The 17820-nt window shown below is 42.0% G+C and carries 16 protein-coding genes; 5 read left to right on the forward strand and 11 right to left on the reverse strand.

The window, feature by feature from the left end:
- Positions 1 to 11 precede the first annotated feature (11 nt).
- Together HED67_RS09165 and HED67_RS09170 are read right to left on the reverse strand one after the other, a co-directional pair.
- Entirely contained in the window at positions 12 to 1631 is a 1620-nt protein-coding gene (locus tag HED67_RS09165; RefSeq protein ID WP_221718108.1) for an ABC transporter substrate-binding protein, read from the reverse strand.
- A 166-nt stretch (positions 1632 to 1797) separates the two neighbouring features.
- Complete coding sequence (locus HED67_RS09170; protein ID WP_221718128.1) at positions 1798 to 3078, reverse strand: L-cysteine desulfidase family protein; 1281 nt, start codon at positions 3076 to 3078, stop codon at positions 1798 to 1800.
- A 152-nt stretch (positions 3079 to 3230) separates the two neighbouring features.
- On the opposite strand from HED67_RS09170, the gene HED67_RS09175 reads away from it, so the two are divergent.
- Positions 3231 to 3860 (forward strand): GntR family transcriptional regulator, encoded by a 630-nt coding sequence (locus tag HED67_RS09175; RefSeq protein WP_221718109.1) that lies wholly within the window; start codon positions 3231 to 3233, stop codon positions 3858 to 3860.
- Positions 3861 to 3921: 61 nt separating this feature from the next.
- Here the strand turns inward: HED67_RS09175 and HED67_RS09180 are convergent, their stop codons facing one another.
- The 4 genes from HED67_RS09180 to HED67_RS09195 all read right to left on the reverse strand — a co-directional run bounded on the left by HED67_RS09180 (position 3922) and on the right by HED67_RS09195 (position 10003).
- Positions 3922 to 4431, reverse strand: coding sequence for a hypothetical protein (locus HED67_RS09180; RefSeq protein WP_215631946.1), 510 nt, complete (start codon positions 4429 to 4431; stop codon positions 3922 to 3924).
- Between the two features lie 93 nt (positions 4432 to 4524).
- Positions 4525 to 5262 (reverse strand): YoaK family protein, encoded by a 738-nt coding sequence (locus HED67_RS09185; RefSeq protein ID WP_246612171.1) that lies wholly within the window; start codon positions 5260 to 5262, stop codon positions 4525 to 4527.
- 251 nt (positions 5263 to 5513) lie between these two features.
- Positions 5514 to 6293, reverse strand: coding sequence for an MBL fold metallo-hydrolase (locus tag HED67_RS09190; RefSeq protein ID WP_221718110.1), 780 nt, complete (start codon positions 6291 to 6293; stop codon positions 5514 to 5516).
- A gap of 191 nt (positions 6294 to 6484) precedes the next feature.
- Positions 6485 to 10003, reverse strand: coding sequence for an ABC transporter ATP-binding protein/permease (locus HED67_RS09195; RefSeq protein WP_221718111.1), 3519 nt, complete (start codon positions 10001 to 10003; stop codon positions 6485 to 6487).
- 257 nt (positions 10004 to 10260) lie between these two features.
- Between HED67_RS09195 and HED67_RS09200 the strand changes: the two genes are divergently transcribed.
- Both HED67_RS09200 and HED67_RS09205 read left to right on the forward strand, forming a co-directional pair.
- The gene (locus HED67_RS09200; RefSeq protein ID WP_117526453.1) at positions 10261 to 10734 is read left to right on the forward strand and encodes a sigma-70 family RNA polymerase sigma factor; all 474 of its coding nucleotides are present in this window, start codon (positions 10261 to 10263) and stop codon (positions 10732 to 10734) included.
- Positions 10731 to 11933 carry a DUF4179 domain-containing protein gene (locus HED67_RS09205; RefSeq protein ID WP_221718112.1) on the forward strand — a complete coding sequence of 401 codons (1203 nt, stop codon included), beginning with the start codon at positions 10731 to 10733 and terminating at the stop codon, positions 11931 to 11933. The genes HED67_RS09200 and HED67_RS09205 overlap by 4 nt, the downstream gene beginning before the upstream one ends.
- A gap of 99 nt (positions 11934 to 12032) precedes the next feature.
- On the opposite strand, the gene HED67_RS09210 is transcribed toward HED67_RS09205, so the two are convergent.
- A complete protein-coding gene (locus HED67_RS09210) occupies positions 12033 to 13283 on the reverse strand; it encodes a hypothetical protein (RefSeq protein WP_221718113.1) in 1251 nt (416 codons plus the stop codon).
- The gene (locus tag HED67_RS09215; RefSeq protein ID WP_178440619.1) at positions 13280 to 13753 is read right to left on the reverse strand and encodes an RNA polymerase sigma factor; all 474 of its coding nucleotides are present in this window, start codon (positions 13751 to 13753) and stop codon (positions 13280 to 13282) included. Before HED67_RS09215 ends, HED67_RS09210 begins: the two co-directional genes overlap by 4 nt.
- Positions 13754 to 14020: 267 nt before the next feature.
- On the opposite strand from HED67_RS09215, the gene HED67_RS09220 reads away from it, so the two are divergent.
- The gene (locus tag HED67_RS09220; protein ID WP_117526591.1) at positions 14021 to 14392 is read left to right on the forward strand and encodes a metal-dependent transcriptional regulator; all 372 of its coding nucleotides are present in this window, start codon (positions 14021 to 14023) and stop codon (positions 14390 to 14392) included.
- 229 nt (positions 14393 to 14621) lie between these two features.
- On the opposite strand, the gene HED67_RS09225 is transcribed toward HED67_RS09220, so the two are convergent.
- The 3 genes from HED67_RS09225 to HED67_RS09235 all read right to left on the reverse strand — a co-directional run bounded on the left by HED67_RS09225 (position 14622) and on the right by HED67_RS09235 (position 16116).
- A complete protein-coding gene (locus HED67_RS09225) occupies positions 14622 to 14903 on the reverse strand; it encodes a DUF2325 domain-containing protein (RefSeq protein WP_015514886.1) in 282 nt (93 codons plus the stop codon).
- Positions 14904 to 15021: 118 nt separating this feature from the next.
- Entirely contained in the window at positions 15022 to 15453 is a 432-nt protein-coding gene (locus tag HED67_RS09230) for a flavodoxin (protein WP_015514885.1), read from the reverse strand.
- A 75-nt stretch (positions 15454 to 15528) separates the two neighbouring features.
- Positions 15529 to 16116, reverse strand: a complete 588-nt coding sequence (locus HED67_RS09235) for a DUF3793 family protein (protein WP_178440621.1) — start codon at positions 16114 to 16116, stop codon at positions 15529 to 15531.
- Between the two features lie 215 nt (positions 16117 to 16331).
- Here HED67_RS09235 and HED67_RS09240 point away from each other — a divergent pair, with 215 nt between their 5' ends.
- Positions 16332 to 17816, forward strand: coding sequence for a sigma-54 interaction domain-containing protein (locus tag HED67_RS09240; protein ID WP_221718114.1), 1485 nt, complete (start codon positions 16332 to 16334; stop codon positions 17814 to 17816).
- Positions 17817 to 17820: the final 4 nt, after the last annotated feature.

A 17820-nucleotide genomic window follows, 5' to 3' on the forward strand; every position in this document is an offset into this window, starting at 1 on the left:
GCCTAAGGCGCTTATTCGCTCAGTGTCAGTTTAGATGTATCCTCGAATGTGTAAACAGGTACAAGCTTGGCATCTTCAACACCGCCGACACGTTTGTTGACAACAAGGATACGCTTGTTGGAAACTAATGGATAGAAGCAGGCTTCATCCTGAAGTGTCTGCTGAAGTTTCTCATAGATGGCTTTACGCTCTGCTTCATCGGATGTTTCACGACCCTGTTTGAACAGATCATCGATTTCTGTGAAATCATAGTGCATATAGTTATAACCACCATCTGTACCAAACAGAGGATAGAATGTATCCGGATCAATACCCATAATATAACCATTCAGGTACATCTGAATTGTTGTGTCTTCCTTTGCAAGCTGATCGATCATGGCTGTACTGTCCATACCGTTTAATGAACATGTAATACCAACTGCAGCCAACTGTTCCTGAATCATGGCAGCCTGTGTTGCCTGTGCAGCATCAGAACCACTGTAAGTCAGTTCAACCTTCAGACCTTCTGCGCCAGCTTCTTTCAGAAGTGCTTTGGCTTTCTCAATATTCTGATCATACTTCTCAACATTGTCTGTATAGAATTCACTTGTAGGTGGCAGGAAGCTTGTCGGAATATCATAATACTCATCGCTCAGGAAAACAGCATCATCAATATCCTTTGTATTCAATGCGTAGAAGATGGCCTGACGTACCTTCTGATCCGGAATCTGCTTCACATTGATGGCCATGTAACCAACACGACCTTCGCTGTAAGCGTAAGTTGTCAGGTTGTTCGCTTCGAGATTCATCTGACCGATTTCTGAAGGTGTTGCCACCCACGCATCCACTTCACCGCTCTGAATAGCCATCATCGCTGTGTTGGAATTCTCGATAATTCTGTAAACGATTGTACCAATGCTTGGCTTGCCAAGGAAATATGTGTCATTGGCAGAGAACTTCACATAAGAACCTGCAGAATACTCAGACATCACATATGGGCCTGTACCGACAGGTTTTGTATTGAATTCATTGTTCTCGAAATCTGTCACATCTTTGTAGATATGCTCAGGCATGATAAAGATGTTGCACAGCATTTCCAGAGAAGCTGCACTTGCAAAAGGCATTGTGAACTTCACTGTGTAATCATCAATCTTCTCGATCTTTGTTGCGCCCTGATCATAAACAAGCTGTGAATAAGCCCAGCCTGCATTATCCGGATTCTCCATGGCTTCGTAAGTGAAGACAACGTCATCTGCTGTAAATGGCTCGCCATCAGACCACTTAACATCATCACGCAGATGGAATGTATACTCTGTGTTGTCATCGGATGTATCAACACTTGTTGCCAGGAACCAGTTGATACCGTCTGCATTGTACATGCAGAGTGGTGAATAGATCATCTTGACCGTCATCAGACCAAAACGGTCACTTGTTGTGATAACATTCACGTTGGCACCCGGATCACCGCCGATGGCATACGTAAATGTGTCTGCAATACCTGTTGTGCCTGTTGCTTCACTTCCGGCTGCTGCTGTTTCACCAGATGCAGATGTATCTGCCACAGGATCCTTGCCACCGCAGCCTGTCAGAACGCCTGCTGCCATGGTCATTGCCAATGCCATAGCCAGAACCTTTTTAAATGTTTCTTTCATAATCTCTCCTCCATTATCATTGAGAAAACTTATAATTATATTTGCCGTTTTAATACTTAATCCAACAGCTGAATAATATTATACCTTAAAACCTTTCTGCCGTAAACAAAATTTTTGGTATATCCGCTATTTTAGCCATTTCCTACTATTTTGATCAGCTTTTGTCTTAATCAACCTTAACCTGATCGATCATAATGTTCAGGATCTGCTTGTCTGTATCTTTCATACCGACACGGCCGATATAGCCCATACTCTTAATCGTACCTTCCACATCCTTCTGAATAATACCTTCCCCAGGCTGGAACCAGTGATGCTTCCTTCCGAGGAAATGTCCAAGAATCGCTGCATCTACTGCGGATGCAATTTTGGCAGCGCAGGAAGATTTCGCCCCATCACAGACAATACCGCCGACATTGCCAATGGTATTAACAATCGTCGCTGAAATATCTTCATAAGTTCCCCCATAAAGATAAGTGATGGCGGCACCGCTTCCGCATGCTGCACTGACAGCGCCGCAGTATGCGGACAGGCTGCCGATATACTTCTTCTGATGGATTGCCACCAGATTGCTCACAACCAACGCACGATACAGCTGTTCTTCTGTACAAAATAAAGACTTGGCAAATTCAATCACCGGCAAAGAAACCGTCATCCCCTGATTACCACTTCCGGAATTGATGACAACCGGCATGGAACAGCCACCCATTCTGGCATCAGAACCGGCTGCCGCCCTCGCTTTGGCACGAATCTTGACATCGTCACCATACACTTGCAGCAATGTCCGCCCAATCTGTGCGCCGTAAGGGTGCATCAATCCCTCATCCGCAATGGCCGAATTCATCTCGATCTGCCGTTTCAGAACTTCTCTTACATCATCTATATTCACTGTATTCGCAAACTCAAGAATATCTTTCACATTTAATAAAGACTTGTCCACATAATTGCTGGATTCTTCACTGACTGCCGCCTCAAAAAGGACCACATCATCTTTCACGATTCTTGTAATATATGTATGTCGGTTGATAATCGTCACTTCCGCATAATGGCTGCCTTTACACACTCTGGCCACAATATAAAGATTCGCCACATCCTCCTGCAGTGTACATGTACAATATCCTGCCGCCGCCAGTTCTCTTGTCTTCTCCACATCTTCAGGTTTCACGGATTCCAATACTTCCAATTCTCTGGATGCGTCGCCGCCTACGATACCAAGGATCGCTGCAACATCAATACCTCTCTGGCCATCCGAATTCGGTACTGTAACCCCCTTGACATTCTTAATGATATTGCCGCTACAGCGCATCTCCACATGATCCGGGAATTCACCCAGAACTTCTCTTGCTTTGGCCGCTGCATAAGCAATGGCGATGGGTTCTGTACAGCCCAGTGCCGGCACCAGTTCATTCTTCAGTATCTTCACATAATTGTTATATAACTTTTTATCCACGTTCATTCTTTCCTCTCTTTTGTTCACATTACTAATCATATCATTGATATGATTAGTAATCAAGATATAAAACAACACCATCAGACTTGCGATTGTCTTTATTAATTCACTGTGTTACAATATGATGTAGTAAATTAAAAGGATAAAAAACTATGGCAAAAACAAAAGAAAGTCTCAAAACTCAGATATACAATGCAATTCTCGATCATATTTTTTCCGGAGAATTCAAACCCGGGCAGATTTTAAACGAAAAAGAACTGGTAGAAAAGTTTGGCTGCAGCAAAGCACCGGTCCGGGAAGCGTTGATTGCTCTCTGCAGCGACAATGTTCTGCGCAGTTTTCCTCGATACGGTTATGAAATCATCCGCCTTACCAGTGAAGAAATTGAAGAAATCCAGAACTACCGTCTGATCCTGGAAACCGGCTATCTGCGCAATTGTTACCACAATCTCACCAAACTTCAGCTCAGTGAACTGACCCGCATTGCCGATCGCTGTCTTTCACCGGAAAGCACTGTATGGGAGCACTGGGAAGCCAACACAGAGTTTCATCTGACACTTCTCTCCTTTGCCCATAACCGATATGCTAGCGAACAGTTAGCACGCTCCATGGCTATCTTGAAACGCGCCTATGCCCAGTTTTACTGGCATACATGGAACCAGTCTGTTCCATCTATCGATGTTCAGCACCATTATCCGATCATTGAAAGCCTTGAGAAAAAAGACATCGAAAGAGCTATTCAACTGCTGAAAGAAGATCTCAGCGACTTCTGCTTATATTAGGATACAAAAAGGCTGCTGTTTTGCTGATAAAACTCAGTAAAACAGTAGCCTTTATATTGTTCTATCGTCCCCACTGATACATCAGCAGCTGATAACCCACAGCAAGTCCGAGACCGCCAAGGAAAGCAGCCAATGTATACATCATCTGAAGCTTCTTGTCATCATTGTCATCAAGAATAACCGCAATCGGTTCCTGCGTATTCGGTGATGTGAAACAGCGGATATTCACTTCTGTTCCCTTCGGATACTTCGCACGCATCTCTTCACGGGTATCATATGTCTGTCTTGTACAGCAATATAATCGTTTACCGGCCTTCTGCTCACGATACATCAGGCGATAACACCATACAACATCACAATTCTTACCTTCCGCAGGATGGCAGTAACCATCAACCACCGCTTTTATCTTCTTGCCACGGATATATGGTGCCCAAAAACTGTAACAGATGATCAGCACAATAATCAGAATCAATAAATTGGTGGTATTAAATACCATAGAAAACATTTTCTTTTCCCCTTTCATCACAGATGGGGGATTATCGCCCGCCACTGCTGCAAATTTATGTCTCACCACCTGCACCCTGCTAAAATGTGCGAGACATCTCCCATCTATTATATCCTGTGGTGAAAAGACCGTCAACGGATAATGTCATATTTTGGCACTTTACTTTGGCAGCTCCTCTTCGAGAAGAACCGCTTCTTCTGCTTCCTCTGTTGCTTCCCTTGCCAGTTCCGCCGGTGTCTCATCCTGTGCAGATCTCTCTCCGACAGCAATCAGTATACGTGCAGCTGCAAGCGGAACAAATGCAATATATGCACCTCGAACATTAAAAGTATAAACAGACCATGCACCAAGACATGCACCACCAAAAAAGGAAAGTACTGTAAATGTATAAACAATCGCTTTTCTTAAAAATTCTTTATCTTTCGTCAGTATGTACTGTGTCCATCCCAAAAGTGCCTGCTTATAATTATTCGTTGTAAAAATTGAAGCACTTTTAAATCCGCCTGCCGCCGAATAAACACCCCATTGAAATGAAGCACAGAAAAAGACAGGATAAAGTCCCGGCAATACCGGATCAAGCGGAAGCAATGAAGCCAGTGTCAAACCGGCTGCATCCACCCACAATGCCAGTTTTCTCATATTCAATTCAGTATAATTTGTCAGAAGATACGCTACAACAACACCACATCCAAAAATAATAAATGCGATCATGCGAAGCAGTACTTTCTGCCATTCCATGGAAACCAGCTCTGCCGCCATTTCCATTACATTGCCCGTCTGCGCTGAACCAAAATTACCGGCATGCAGCAAAACCGCATACACACCCATAAAACCGCCCACCAGCGTAAGCAGCCAATGCATCATGACTTCCCATTGATTATCTGTTAATTTTCCCATTGATTGAAACGCCTTTCTCATTATATATTTCGAAACTCTGTTGTATACAGAAAATCACCGCTAATTTTACCGCTAATTATTTTAAGGCATGCATAGATGTTTTTCAAGGGAAGAATTATTATTTTTGCTGTTATTACAATTTCTCTATTATTAGGACGCACTTTTCTATGCAGCGGGACAAAACAGGCTTCAAAATAAGCCTGCTATTGCTTATTTGAAGCCTGTCTTATTCAAATCTAGTTATACTTCCGTTATGCCTCTATCACTGTTCCTGTCATCAACGGATAGATTTCTCTCAATTCCCGTGTCAGGATCGCCAACGCTTTATCACCGGTACAATGTCCTGTATAGTAAACTGCATCCGGCAGATTCGCAGCCAGATCCATAATAACCGGTTCTGGCAGGCACTCACCTGTTCTTGGGCTGTAAAGATGAAAACCGCCGATTACAATATCCGGCGCAGCCGGACACTGTCCGATAATATTCAGGACACCTTTATGTCCGCATCCCATCAAAAGGACATTCTTGCTTCCTTGAATAAGCAAATGCTGTTCATGGACAAAATCATCCCTTGTCTTATCCTCTTTCAGCAGATTTTTATTTGTCTCATAAATCTCGCCCACAACGTGGCTGTAAATCTGCAGTTCATCGTCAATAACATAACTGCCGTCCAACAGTTTTACCTGCGGATGATGTTTTAGATTCTGATTCAGACCAATATACTCAGGCCCCGTCTTTTTAGCCGTATAATGATCGTTAAATGCCTTCTCCTGCAAATAAATCACAGCATGGTCATTGATTGCCAGAAAGGCATCCAGACCACCGCCATGATCATTGTGTCCATGGGAAATAACAACAGTATCAACCTGAGAAAGATCTATGCCCAATGCTTTTGCATTTTTGATAAACAGATCCGTCGTTCCCACATCGAACAGCAGCTTATGTTTCTCCGTCTCCGCATAAATACTGAGCCCGTGCTCTGCCCCCAGCTCACACTTCGTTGTGTCTTCCACCAATGTTACAAACTTCATGATAAATACCCCCATCCATTTACATGATCCATGTTTAAAATCTCAACAGACCTGCCTGTTAGACACAAACAGCTTCCGACATCGCAATTGCAACATCAGAAGCTGTCCACTGCTTAATCATAGTATATCACACTTTATTTAAAATGTCATATGCCATTTACTTTTCAGTTACTCTTATTTAGCTGAGTTCTTTAATCCGTACGGAGTGCTGTTACAGGGTCACTCTTTGAAGCCTTATTAGCTGGAATCAGCCCTCCCAGAAGTGTCAGTACAACACTTAATACAATCAGTACAAAGGCCGCTCCGATCGGCAATGCTGCATTAACATCCGTATTACCGGATACAGTATGAATAATATAATTCGTCGGAAAGATCGCAATGATGGTTATGGCAATACCGATCACACCTGCCAGCAGACCAATGATGAAGGTTTCAGCATTAAAGACAGCACCGACATTTCCTTTGCTGGCACCGATCGCACGCAGAATACCAATTTCTTTACGTCTCTCCAATACACTTATATAGGTAATAACGCCGATCATGATTGATGAAACTACCAGTGAAATCGCCACAAATGCAATCAGTACATAAGAAATCATATTCACTATAGAAGTAACAGATGACATCATTACGCCTACCAAATCTGTATAAGAAATAACTTTATCATCCTGACCGCTGTTCGTCATATCATCGTTGTAGTCCTGAAAAATCTGATCAACAACCTGTTTGCTGTCAAAATCCACCGGATAAATAGAAATTGTCTGCGGATCTGCTTCATCTGCATATCCCATCTTATTCAAATTATCTTCATAAGAAGCACTGCCCTTTGTCATTAGGGAGGTCATCAATTCCTGAAGATCCTCTTCCGACATATTCATCTGAATGGCTTTGGCAAAAGCATCCGGGTCAATTGAAAAGATATCCTGCATATTGTCCATCATCGACGTCATGGCAGCCCCCATAGACTTCTGCAGGCTGGAACTGATCTGACCCATCACTTTACCCATGGCGTTGCTGATCTGATCTGTCAATTCATCTGAAAAATCGCCCATAACATCAGCCATCTTCTTCTGAAGATTTGCCTGCAGTGTCTTCGTATCAACAATCTGTCCCGCATACTGAAGAAGCACCTTCTGTCCACTATCAGAAGAAACATACTTCAGAAAAGCGTCCAGAATCTTGTCCGGCTGTGCCAGATTATTTTTCTTCGCATAATCTTCATAGCCATTTGCCAAATCTGTCATAATTTCCTTCAGCTGATCATCTGTAATCTCTACGGATGACAACTTATCTTTCAGACTGACTAACTCTTCCGAGAGAATACGATCCACCGCATCTGTTTCCAGATAGGCTCTGAAATTGGTTTCAAAATCATTCGGATCTTCCTGCTGGGAAGCAAATTCCTGATAATCCTCCATGACACGCATCATAAAGTCTTTCAGCAAATCCTTTGTCAGCACTTCGTCCAGTTCAGGTCCGAGGATTTCTTTCAGCTTTTTTGATAAATAAGCAATTGTATCGTCAGATGTCAGAAACTGCTTCAGACCATCCGTCAGTCCTGTAATATCTGTTTCCGGGTTATCACCCACAGATTTCTTATAACCATCCAAAAGGGTATTAAATAATTCTGCCAACGAATTCTGTGTCAGATTCACCGATACGCCTTTCAGAATATCCTGAAAATCTTTCTCCGAAAAAGACGGCATGGCATCTGCCAACGCATCTCCGTCTACCAAATCACTTAAATCCACATCACTGAAGTCCATATCCGAAAATACCGACGAGTCCATATTCATCTTTGATGTATCCACTTTAAAAGCATTCTTGAAGGCCTCCTCATCCACCTTAAAGAAGTCTTCCATATTTAAACCGTTTTCGTCATCTGGATCATCAAAGGCTTTGCCATTAAAAACATTCTTTTTCTTATCCTGGATCTGTGCTTTTACAATCTTGCTCTTGGAAGCTTCCTCAATCACATGATTCACCAGTGATGCCGGATAACTGACACCCGCAGTCAGCATAGTAATATCTTCGCCGTCTTTTGGCTGTACAACGCCAACCACCTCCAAATCTTCTCCATCTTTGACCAAATTTTTAATATATTTATCGTTATCCGATTTATCCTTCCACACTGAAAAATCATTATCATACACATAATAATCACTGGCATTGACCAATTTCAGTTTAATACCAAGAAAATCATCATAATCAAAAGTTTCAAGCTTATCACTGGTCTCTACTGTCTTGTCATCCGCAACAGCATCCAGAAGCTTATCCAGCTCTTCACCAGATTTCAATCCAAGAGAATATAACGTCATATCATATAGACGACCGTCCTTGGTCAATACAACGACACATTGATGATCATTTTCAGGCCAATGTCCTGCCTTTACATCATATTGGTCTTTGTAAAGTGCATCATTCTCAGGCAAGGCATGAAACTGCTCCATACCACTGCTTCCCATCATGGCCAGCATCATCGATGAGGATCCACTTAAAGAAGACAACGTCTGGTCCGGGCACACCTGCCGCACATCCCCATCATCTTCCTGGAGATAAATCTGCGGTGTAATGCCATAGTCATATTCAATCGCCTTTGTCTGATTCTTAATGTCCGATTGCCCACTTTCAAGATACGTTTTCAAAGATTTCAGATCATTATACTCTGTACCGGACACCATCTGTGTCAGAATCTGCATTTCCCTGACTTTATTATCTGTACTTGTTGCCTTCTTGGAGCTCATCATGTCTTCACTCATTGACATCATATTTGTCGTTGTCTTGGTAATCTGCAGCGGATATTCTGACATGGTCTTTTCTTCCATATCTTCAATATACTGATTCACACCATGAGACAGAGACAAAATCATGGCAATGCCGATAATGCCAATGGAGCCCGCAAATGACACCAAAATCGTCCTTGCCTTCTTAGTCTTTAAATTATTAAAGCTCAGTGACAAAGCTGTCAGGAAAGACATAGAGGACTTACCCATATTCTTATGCACTGGCACCGGGGCTTCACCTTCAGGAATCTCATAAGGATCTGAATCCTCCAGAAGCTTTCCGTCCTTCACTTTTACGATTCGTGTGGCATACTGATAGGCCAGCTCCGGATTATGGGTAACCATGACAACCAGTCTGTCTTTGGCCACTTCTTTCAGCAAATCCATTACCTGAATACTTGTCTCACTGTCCAGGGCTCCTGTCGGTTCATCCGCCAGAAGAATATCCGGATTATTCACCAGGGCGCGGGCCAGAGATACACGCTGCATCTGACCGCCGGACATCTGATTCGGCTTCTTATGGAGCTGATCTCCCAAACCTACTTCTTCCAGTGCCTTGATGGCGCGCTCCCGACGTTCCTTTCCTGAAATACCGGAAATCGTCAGCGCCAGCTCCACATTCGCCAATACTGTCTGATGCGGGATAAGATTGTAACTCTGAAACACAAAACCAACCGTATGGTTTCGATAGGAATCCCAGTCTCTGTCCTTATATTTCTTTGTTGAAATGCCATTGATAATCAAATCACCGCTGTCGTATCGGTCCAAACCACCGATAATATTCAGCAGCGTCGTTTTGCCGGAACCGCTGGGTCCCAGAATGGCCACAAACTCATTGTCCCTGAGATTCAGACTAACATCATCCAGTGCCCGCTGAACAAGATTACCTGTCTTGTATGTCTTGCTTATATTTTTAATTTGCAGCATAGTCTCTCCTTAAACAAAGCATAAACTGAAGGTTACATAAAATAGTGCCTTTCTTTATGCCACATTATACTCCATAATTGTCCCTATAGGCAAGTTGAAAACTGTTTAAAAAGAAACTATCTTTAAAAAATATTTTATTCCACCTATTGTGCAACCTTTTGCCTGGATTTTTTATCTAATAGATGTAATAACTTAAAGCCGGCTTTGAACAGTTACAGAAATAATGATAAAATCCATGATAAGGAAGTGATGAACCATTGACAAAAGAAGATTTAGGACACTTAATTATTGCCTCAACTGATAGTCTTTACAGAATTTCAAAGTCAATTCTAAAAAATGAAACAGACTGTGAAGATGCCGTTTCGGAGGCCATTGTAAAGAGTTTCGACAAAATAAACACTTTACAACATGCATCCTATGCCAAAACATGGCTGGTTCGTATTTTAATCAATGAATGTTACCGCATTTACCGCCAAAAGCAATTTGCGCCGTCAAATGATTTTACATTCAAAGAAAACCTATCCGATGAAGCGGATTATTCTGAATTATATCATGCAATGATGCAGTTGGACGATAAGTATAGAATCCCTGTCGAATTATATTATATTGAGGGCTACAAGATCCATGAAATTACAGATATTCTCAACCGCAGCGAAGGCACCATCAAAAGCCAATTAGCCCGCGGCAGACAGCAATTAAGAAAATATCTTGAATCGGAGGCAGCACAATGAATAACAATGATTATTTAAAAACACCTGAACATTTTAAGATGTTAGTAGAATCAAAAGTCAATGAACAATTAAATACTCCAATATCAGATAAGAAAAAACCGACAACATCCATACAGACGAAAAAAGAAAAATCCGGATACCATTTTAAAAAAATCGCAGCTGCGGCTGCTGTCATCGCCATTATTACCACGACTTCGGTTTTTGCAGCTAAACATTTCCGACTTAGCGACTATTTTGAAAGCAGCACAGAAACATACAACGAAAGCTATATGGAAACCATTGATAACCGCGACATATCTGTCAAAAACGGTTTTCCTGAACAAATGAAGCAATTTGAGCAAAATACAAATAAAGTTTTTGACGAACCACTTTTTACATTAACAGAAGCCTATTATGACGGCAACTACCTCTATATTTATGCCCAAGCAACGGATGCCGGACAGGAATATGATGCTATTACCAGTCGAATATTCATTAATGGCACTCAATATATCGGTGATTTCGGACGGCTTCTCGGTCAAACCGAAACGAACGGTTTCAATCAGGATGAGTATGTCGGAACATTTGCACTTGATGGATTAGAATCAGATAATTTTACTGTAGAAATGCCATTAAGCATTTATCTAGCATCAGAAGAAACTTCTGTCACAGAAACCTCTGCTGTGGTCGAAAACGATTCTGCAGACAACACTGTAACGCCCGCACTCATCCGCCAAGGACAGCAAACTGTATCATTCAAGGTGACCGCCGCAGACAGAGTACTCGGCTATACTGATCAGCAGATTACAGTCAATTCAGATGTCACAGCGGACATATCCGATTTAAAACGCACTGAGTTAGGCATTCGTCTGAATTTGACCTGGCATCTGGATGCATCCGCGGCCGAAAGATATCTGTATGATTTTGAATATACAGATGAAGAAAACGATAATCTAAGCGGCTATGCCAAACCGGATTATCAGGTCACAGACGATAAAGGAACAAATTACGGTAATGACCAGATACACATTAATCAAATTCAAGCCACCTCGGAAGATGTCGACCCTGTATTAGTCATTAGAAACGAAGACGGCAGCGCAGACTGCATCAGCAAAATCTTTATCTCGAATGTGCCAGAAGATGCAAAACAGCTAACTCTTCAGTTAAAACACAACGGGCAGACCATTGATGAAATGACGGTTGAATTTTCGCTGAAATAGCTCCTTCATAACATTTAAACAGATAATTTTCAAGGAGAATGCAGCTCACTTTAAATTGCATTCTCCTTGTTTTTGAATTGTCTGTTCAAAGACAATTCTTTATTCATCATATTCGACAGTAAACGCCGCAAAATCAAGGTTTGTATACGTATGCTCTTCTCCGTCTTCTACGCCTGTTCTCACATAAGGTGTTACTGTCAGAGATGTGACATCCTGATTCATGCCTTCGATAATTCCAAACATTTCCCGATAATATTTGCCGTCGGCTTCATAGGATTTTCTCTGTTCCGCACCGGACCAGTCATCTCCATCTACAGTGAACACAATTGTCTGTCTCGTATCCATATTGTCTTCTGTTGTAAAATGATTGCCGTTGTTGTCATCCAGTGCCATAAATACCACCTGGTTACCTCCACCCTCGCTTGACATCTTATCGTAAAGCTCTTTCTGGCTTTCATCGAATTCCCAGGTCACATGGATATACGTACCTGATTCTGCAATTTTTAACACATCCACGGTAGCTACCACACCATCCTCTGTTATCACAGTCTGTGCCGGCTTAATGATGGCATTTTTATCCAATTTGGCATCAAAGGATATGGTCTGAGTCCCCAGAGAACCGGCATCCACTATCAAAGATGCTGTAAAAGAATCCGGCACATCCCTTCCTCCCAGCTGAACGGTGCCCTTATAATCACCCTTTTTAACACCGAAGCCTTCATTCTCCTTAACTTTCTCATCTGAAAGCTTGTCAAAATGAATCATATACACCGCATCTCCGATAGCCAATCGGTCTGAATTTAACTGATGCCTTTTTCCTTTACCTGTCGGGCGTGCATAAAATGCCAGACTCAGACCATCATAATACACCTGGGTAATATCTAGCAGCGGCTCACTGACACCTTTTACCTCAGCAGCATTATCCTCACCTCTGATATCCACCATAATCTGCGGCCATCCCGGCGTTACGGTCTGATTAAAAGCGCTGGCATCTGTTGTCAAATAAGCTTCCGCACCTGTCTCATCCACTTCTCGACCTACCAGTGATGATGCACCGGATTTTGTCACAGCATAGACTCCTCCGCCAAGAATGCCTGCCAGAACCAAAGCAGCAACAGCTATTTTAACCACTCTCCACCTTCGATTTGAAACATTTACACTGCTTCGTCTATCTTTCATATACTTCGTATTTCGTTTATTAATTTTTCCTTTTGCATGGTTTGTTCCGTCATTCACTTTTACCTCAATTTCATCATCCGCTATTTCTTTTTCCACCATCTCTTTTAAAGCCATTCTAAAACTTTCCGGTGTTTCCGGGAAATCCTTGTCCCAACTATTTTTCTCACTCATACCGCATCCTCCTGTTCATACATACGCCGCATCATTTTTCTGGCCCGGCTCAGACGCATTTTTACTGCACTGTCCCCCAAGTCCAGCATCTGACCGATTTCCTTGATTGTATATTGATTCAGATAATACAATACCAGCGGCACCCTATATTCGATTTCCAGTGACATGATTTTCTGATACAAATCTGAATATTGATGCTGCCTAATCTCTTCTCCGGAAATCTGTTCATGATAAGCTGCCTCACGTTTCCTTTGCCGCAGCATACGATAACATTCATTCAGCAAAATTCGTATAAACCAGGTTTTGGCATATTTCTTCTCACGCAACGTATCAATCTTTGCGAAAGCCTTACTCACTGCTTCCTGAACAGCATCCTGGCAATCCGCATCTTCTTTGAGAATCGACTTTGCCACACGATAAAAATCATCCGTGCCGTCGATAATCAACGCCCCTAACTCTTTCTTGTTCATCCTCTTCACTTCCTCCTTTGATGTATACACCATTTATTTATTCGAGCTCGCATACAACTATCTGTTATATCTATTAGATGCAAAAATACTGACCCTCGTCACAACTTTTTCTTATATTTTATCATTTTACTGCTATTTTTCGAAAAAAATAACAAAGCATCTATTCGCCTTGGTAACGCCCTGGATTTCAGCAATATTTCTTTGATATTTTAACCAAAATATGATATAATAAATGAACAATTTTTAGAAGAAAGGACGGTGTGTCCATTGAAAATGCAGGAATCTCCAGAAGACTACCTGGAAACCATTTATATGCTCTCACTTCACAGCTCAGAAGTGCGTTCCATCGATGTAGCCAGACATCTTGGTTACTCCAAGCCAAGCGTCAGTGTTGCCATGAAGCGACTCCGCGAAAACGGATACGTCAATATGGACGACAACAATCTTCTCACGTTGACAGAATCCGGTCTGGCCATCGCCCGAAGCATTTACGAACGTCATCAGGTTATCTCCGGTTATCTGATGTCCATTGGAGTCAGCGAGGAAACTGCGTTGAAAGACGCCTGCCGTATTGAGCATGTTCTTAGCGAAGAAACATTCCATAAGATAAAGGAAATATTCTATCAGTCACGCAAGTAATAAAAGCATTGTACTGCTAAATAATAAACGGACTGCACGCCACAGGCAATAGAAATGGACGCCTGAATAAATAGTTCAATATAACTCTGAAGCATTTGTATTTGAACAGATTTATTCGGGCGTCCATTCTTTCATCTTCTGCCTGTATTCCATCTATTTTAATTTAATGTAAAAAAGTCCCATGCCAAACCATTAAAATGTTGAACACGGAACTTATCTTCCATTCGTCTTATACGGCATGTTCAAGAAGAATACCTTCCAGTGCCGATCCGCTGCTTGTATGGCAGCGAACAATTTTAAATTTCTTTTTCTCAGCCTCATCTACGGCACATCGTACCATTTTGTGAGAAACGGTATTTGTAAACAAAATGCATAAATCAGGATCACCAATCTGCTTGTCCAAATCGGCAGACATCTGAGTGAATACCTTTGCTTTACATTTATGAGATTTACAAATTTTCTTATACTGACAGACCATTCTGTCATGACCACCGATGATGACAACGCTCATGGCTCTCCTCCTTCTTAGGAACCTCTGCCGAAACATTTCCTTGCTCCGGCAAAGCGTTCCCACATATTTAATAAATACCTTCAGTAAAAATGAGTTTGTGTAAGTGGAAAAATAAATTTTATAATGCTGCTAATTCTTTGCCGAGTGCTTCAAGTTTTGCTTCAGCTTCTGAATCAGGTTCATTCATGCAGATCGCATCTTCGCCGCCGTAGACCTGAGCACCAGCTTCTTCCATACGTGCAACCCAGTTGCGCATCCATTCGCCATCGCCCCATCCGTAAGAACCAAACAAACCGATTTTCTTACCTGATGCAAAGCTTTCAACTTCTGTTACGAAATCTTCCATCACTGTTTCTTCAAGTGTTTCATTTCCCATGGATGGGCAGCCGAGTGCGAATACCGGATAATCTTTGAGGTCATCTGCTTTGATGTCTTCAACAGAAACAACTTTTGCTGTTGCTCCGCCATCCTGAATGCCTTTGCCTAAGATTGTTGCCATAGCTGCTGTGTTGCCTGTACCGCTCCAGTATGCGACCATAATTTCCTTCATTGTTGAAATTCCTCCTATAAATGTGATCTTGTTGATCATTTTCTATTAGATCAAAGACGGTGAATACCGCTCTGATTAAACAAACTGATACTGTTCCGCCATTCCAAATCCCATGCCCTGCTTGACCATATCCATGGCAATTTGTTTTACTCTGGCATACAATCGAAATGTCTCACGGGCCTTTTCTTCATTCTCATATACTTTCCAATATCCACTGCACAAGCAGTTACGACCATGATGTTCAATAAATCCTTTGACATCACCGAGAGGATATCCCAGCAAAATTCCCATCTCGTGTGGGAATCCCGCTTCACCGCGCTTATATTCTCTGAAGCGCTTTGCTGCATATGCCAGTATTTCATCCATTGTCATATTTTCAGTATACCCAAATTGTTTCATAAAAGACATGTTGTCGGGATCCGCCAGTTGTCTGTAAAGGGGTTCCTCCCGAAACATAAACCAGACCTGTTTCTCTGCCCGATGTTCAAAACAGCGAACTTTCAGACCTGTTGTTTCTACCAGAGATTTCAATGCCTTCGCATAACACTGATCGATAATCAGCAAATTAGAAGGCTTGATGTCGAAAATAACCGGTGCACACTGCTCTGCAGCCTTTTCTTGTATTCCTCTTATTATCTCATACGTCTGCCTGTATGCAACCATCTTACTTCTCTCCTTTACTTGGTTAGATATACCTAACCACCTGGTATCATTATCATATCAGCTTCGTAGGAAAAACGCAATACTTTTTATTGAGAATGAATCTCATTACCATGTTTATTGTCATTTTTCGTCCAATAAAGTGTTAAAAGGTACTTGTTTATGCTATACTAAAAGCAATTTTTTATTAAATATAAGGATTACGGGAGGGAAAAATATTGAATACACCACCTGATTTCAGTAAATACACCAAACAACTTAACATAGAGCAGCTAAAAAAACAAGGTACACAGGCTCTGGCTGATGAACTTTCCTATACACGACAGCTTTATGAATCTCTGGACACAATTTTTCAAGATTCTCTGGACGGTTTCTTTATCACAGATGGCGAAGGTAATGTTTTAAAAGTCAACAAGTCCTATGAAGAAATGTCCGGCATCACCAGTGAAGAGATTATCGGTCAGAATATGCATGACCTTGAATCTACGCTAATCAATTATTCTGCTTCATTGATTGTTCTGAAAACAAGGCAAACCGCAACCATTGAGCAAAACTTTCTCCGAACAGGGCGCAGAGCTTACATTACCAGTACACCTGTATTTTCACCCGAAGGCAAAATTATCATGGTCATCAGCAATACCCGTGATTTCAAAATGATCGAAGAACTCCGTCAGCAGCTCAGTGAACAGATGGTTCAGGTGTCCGAATACAAAGAGAAAATCCGTGCGCTGACACAGCAAAATATTGACCGTTCCCAGTTTCTGGTCAATGATCCTAAAATGTACGAAATTCTTTACAGTGCCACCAAAGTAGCTGACAAAGATACCACTGTACTCATTCAGGGTGAAACAGGAACCGGCAAGGAACTTCTGGCTCACTTTATCCATCAGAACAGCTCCCGCAGGGATAATCCGATGCTGAGCGTCAACTGTGGTGCCATTGCCAAGGATCTCATCGAAAGTGAATTATTCGGTTATGAAGGCGGCGCTTTTACAGGGGCCCTCTCCAAAGGCCGCCCCGGCTATTTTGAAGTTGCCAACGGCGGTACATTATTTCTTGACGAAATCGGTGAAATGCCTATGAATGTCCAAATGAAGCTTTTGCGCGCTCTTCAGGAAAATGAAATCATGCGTCTCGGTTCCAGTCAGCCCCGCAAAATCGATGTTCGCGTCATTGCCGCCACTAACCGCGACCTGAAAGAAATGATTGATGCCAATGAATTCCGTTCCGACCTTTATTATCGCCTGAATGTCGTCAATCTGGAAATTCCTCCTCTTCGCGAGCGCCAAAAAGACATCATCCCTCTGGCTCAGCATTTTCTTAATCAATTTAATACCAAGTTTAAAACACATAAAACACTGAGTCCTTACTCCTGTAAAACGCTGGAAGAATATAACTGGCCGGGAAATGTCCGGGAACTCAAGAACACCATTGAGAAGATGGTTATTCTCAGTGATGAAGATATTATTTCATCTGCTGAATTATGGAGCAGCGAATCCAGCCTGATCAAAGATAATGTCCAGCTTGGCAATATTCAGCTGAAAACCATTCTTGAGCAGATCGAACTGAAATATATCCGGGAGTACTGCAGTTTATACGGCACCCTTGAAAAAACAGCTGAAAAACTGAATATGAATTTGAAAACTCTGTCCCGAAGGAAAAAGCATCTTGAAGAAAAATATCCCCGTTCTGAAACCCTGTAGTTCT

The sequence above is a fragment of the Pseudocoprococcus catus genome, from assembly GCF_019734885.1.
Taxonomy (GTDB): Bacteria; Bacillota; Clostridia; order Lachnospirales; family Lachnospiraceae; genus Coprococcus_A; species Coprococcus_A catus.

Bases quoted from the DNA above. Each gene is read 5' to 3' on its own strand.
- HED67_RS09235 (WP_178440621.1), bottom strand. From the start codon at position 16,116: ATGGTTGCATACAGGCAGACGTATGAGATAATAAGAGGAATACAAGAA.
- HED67_RS09190 (WP_221718110.1), bottom strand. From the start codon at position 6,293: ATGAAGTTTGTAACATTGGTGGAAGACACAACGAAGTGTGAGCTGGGG.
- HED67_RS09165 (WP_221718108.1), bottom strand. From the start codon at position 1,631: ATGAAAGAAACATTTAAAAAGGTTCTGGCTATGGCATTGGCAATGACC.
- HED67_RS09215 (WP_178440619.1), bottom strand. From the start codon at position 13,753: ATGAACAAGAAAGAGTTAGGGGCGTTGATTATCGACGGCACGGATGAT.
- HED67_RS09185 (WP_246612171.1), bottom strand. From the start codon at position 5,262: ATGGGAAAATTAACAGATAATCAATGGGAAGTCATGATGCATTGGCTG.
- HED67_RS09225 (WP_015514886.1), bottom strand. From the start codon at position 14,903: ATGAGCGTTGTCATCATCGGTGGTCATGACAGAATGGTCTGTCAGTAT.
- HED67_RS09205 (WP_221718112.1), top strand. From the start codon at position 10,731: ATGAATAACAATGATTATTTAAAAACACCTGAACATTTTAAGATGTTA.
- HED67_RS09175 (WP_221718109.1), top strand. From the start codon at position 3,231: ATGGCAAAAACAAAAGAAAGTCTCAAAACTCAGATATACAATGCAATT.
- HED67_RS09195 (WP_221718111.1), bottom strand. From the start codon at position 10,003: ATGCTGCAAATTAAAAATATAAGCAAGACATACAAGACAGGTAATCTT.
- HED67_RS09210 (WP_221718113.1), bottom strand. From the start codon at position 13,283: ATGAGTGAGAAAAATAGTTGGGACAAGGATTTCCCGGAAACACCGGAA.
- HED67_RS09230 (WP_015514885.1), bottom strand. From the start codon at position 15,453: ATGAAGGAAATTATGGTCGCATACTGGAGCGGTACAGGCAACACAGCA.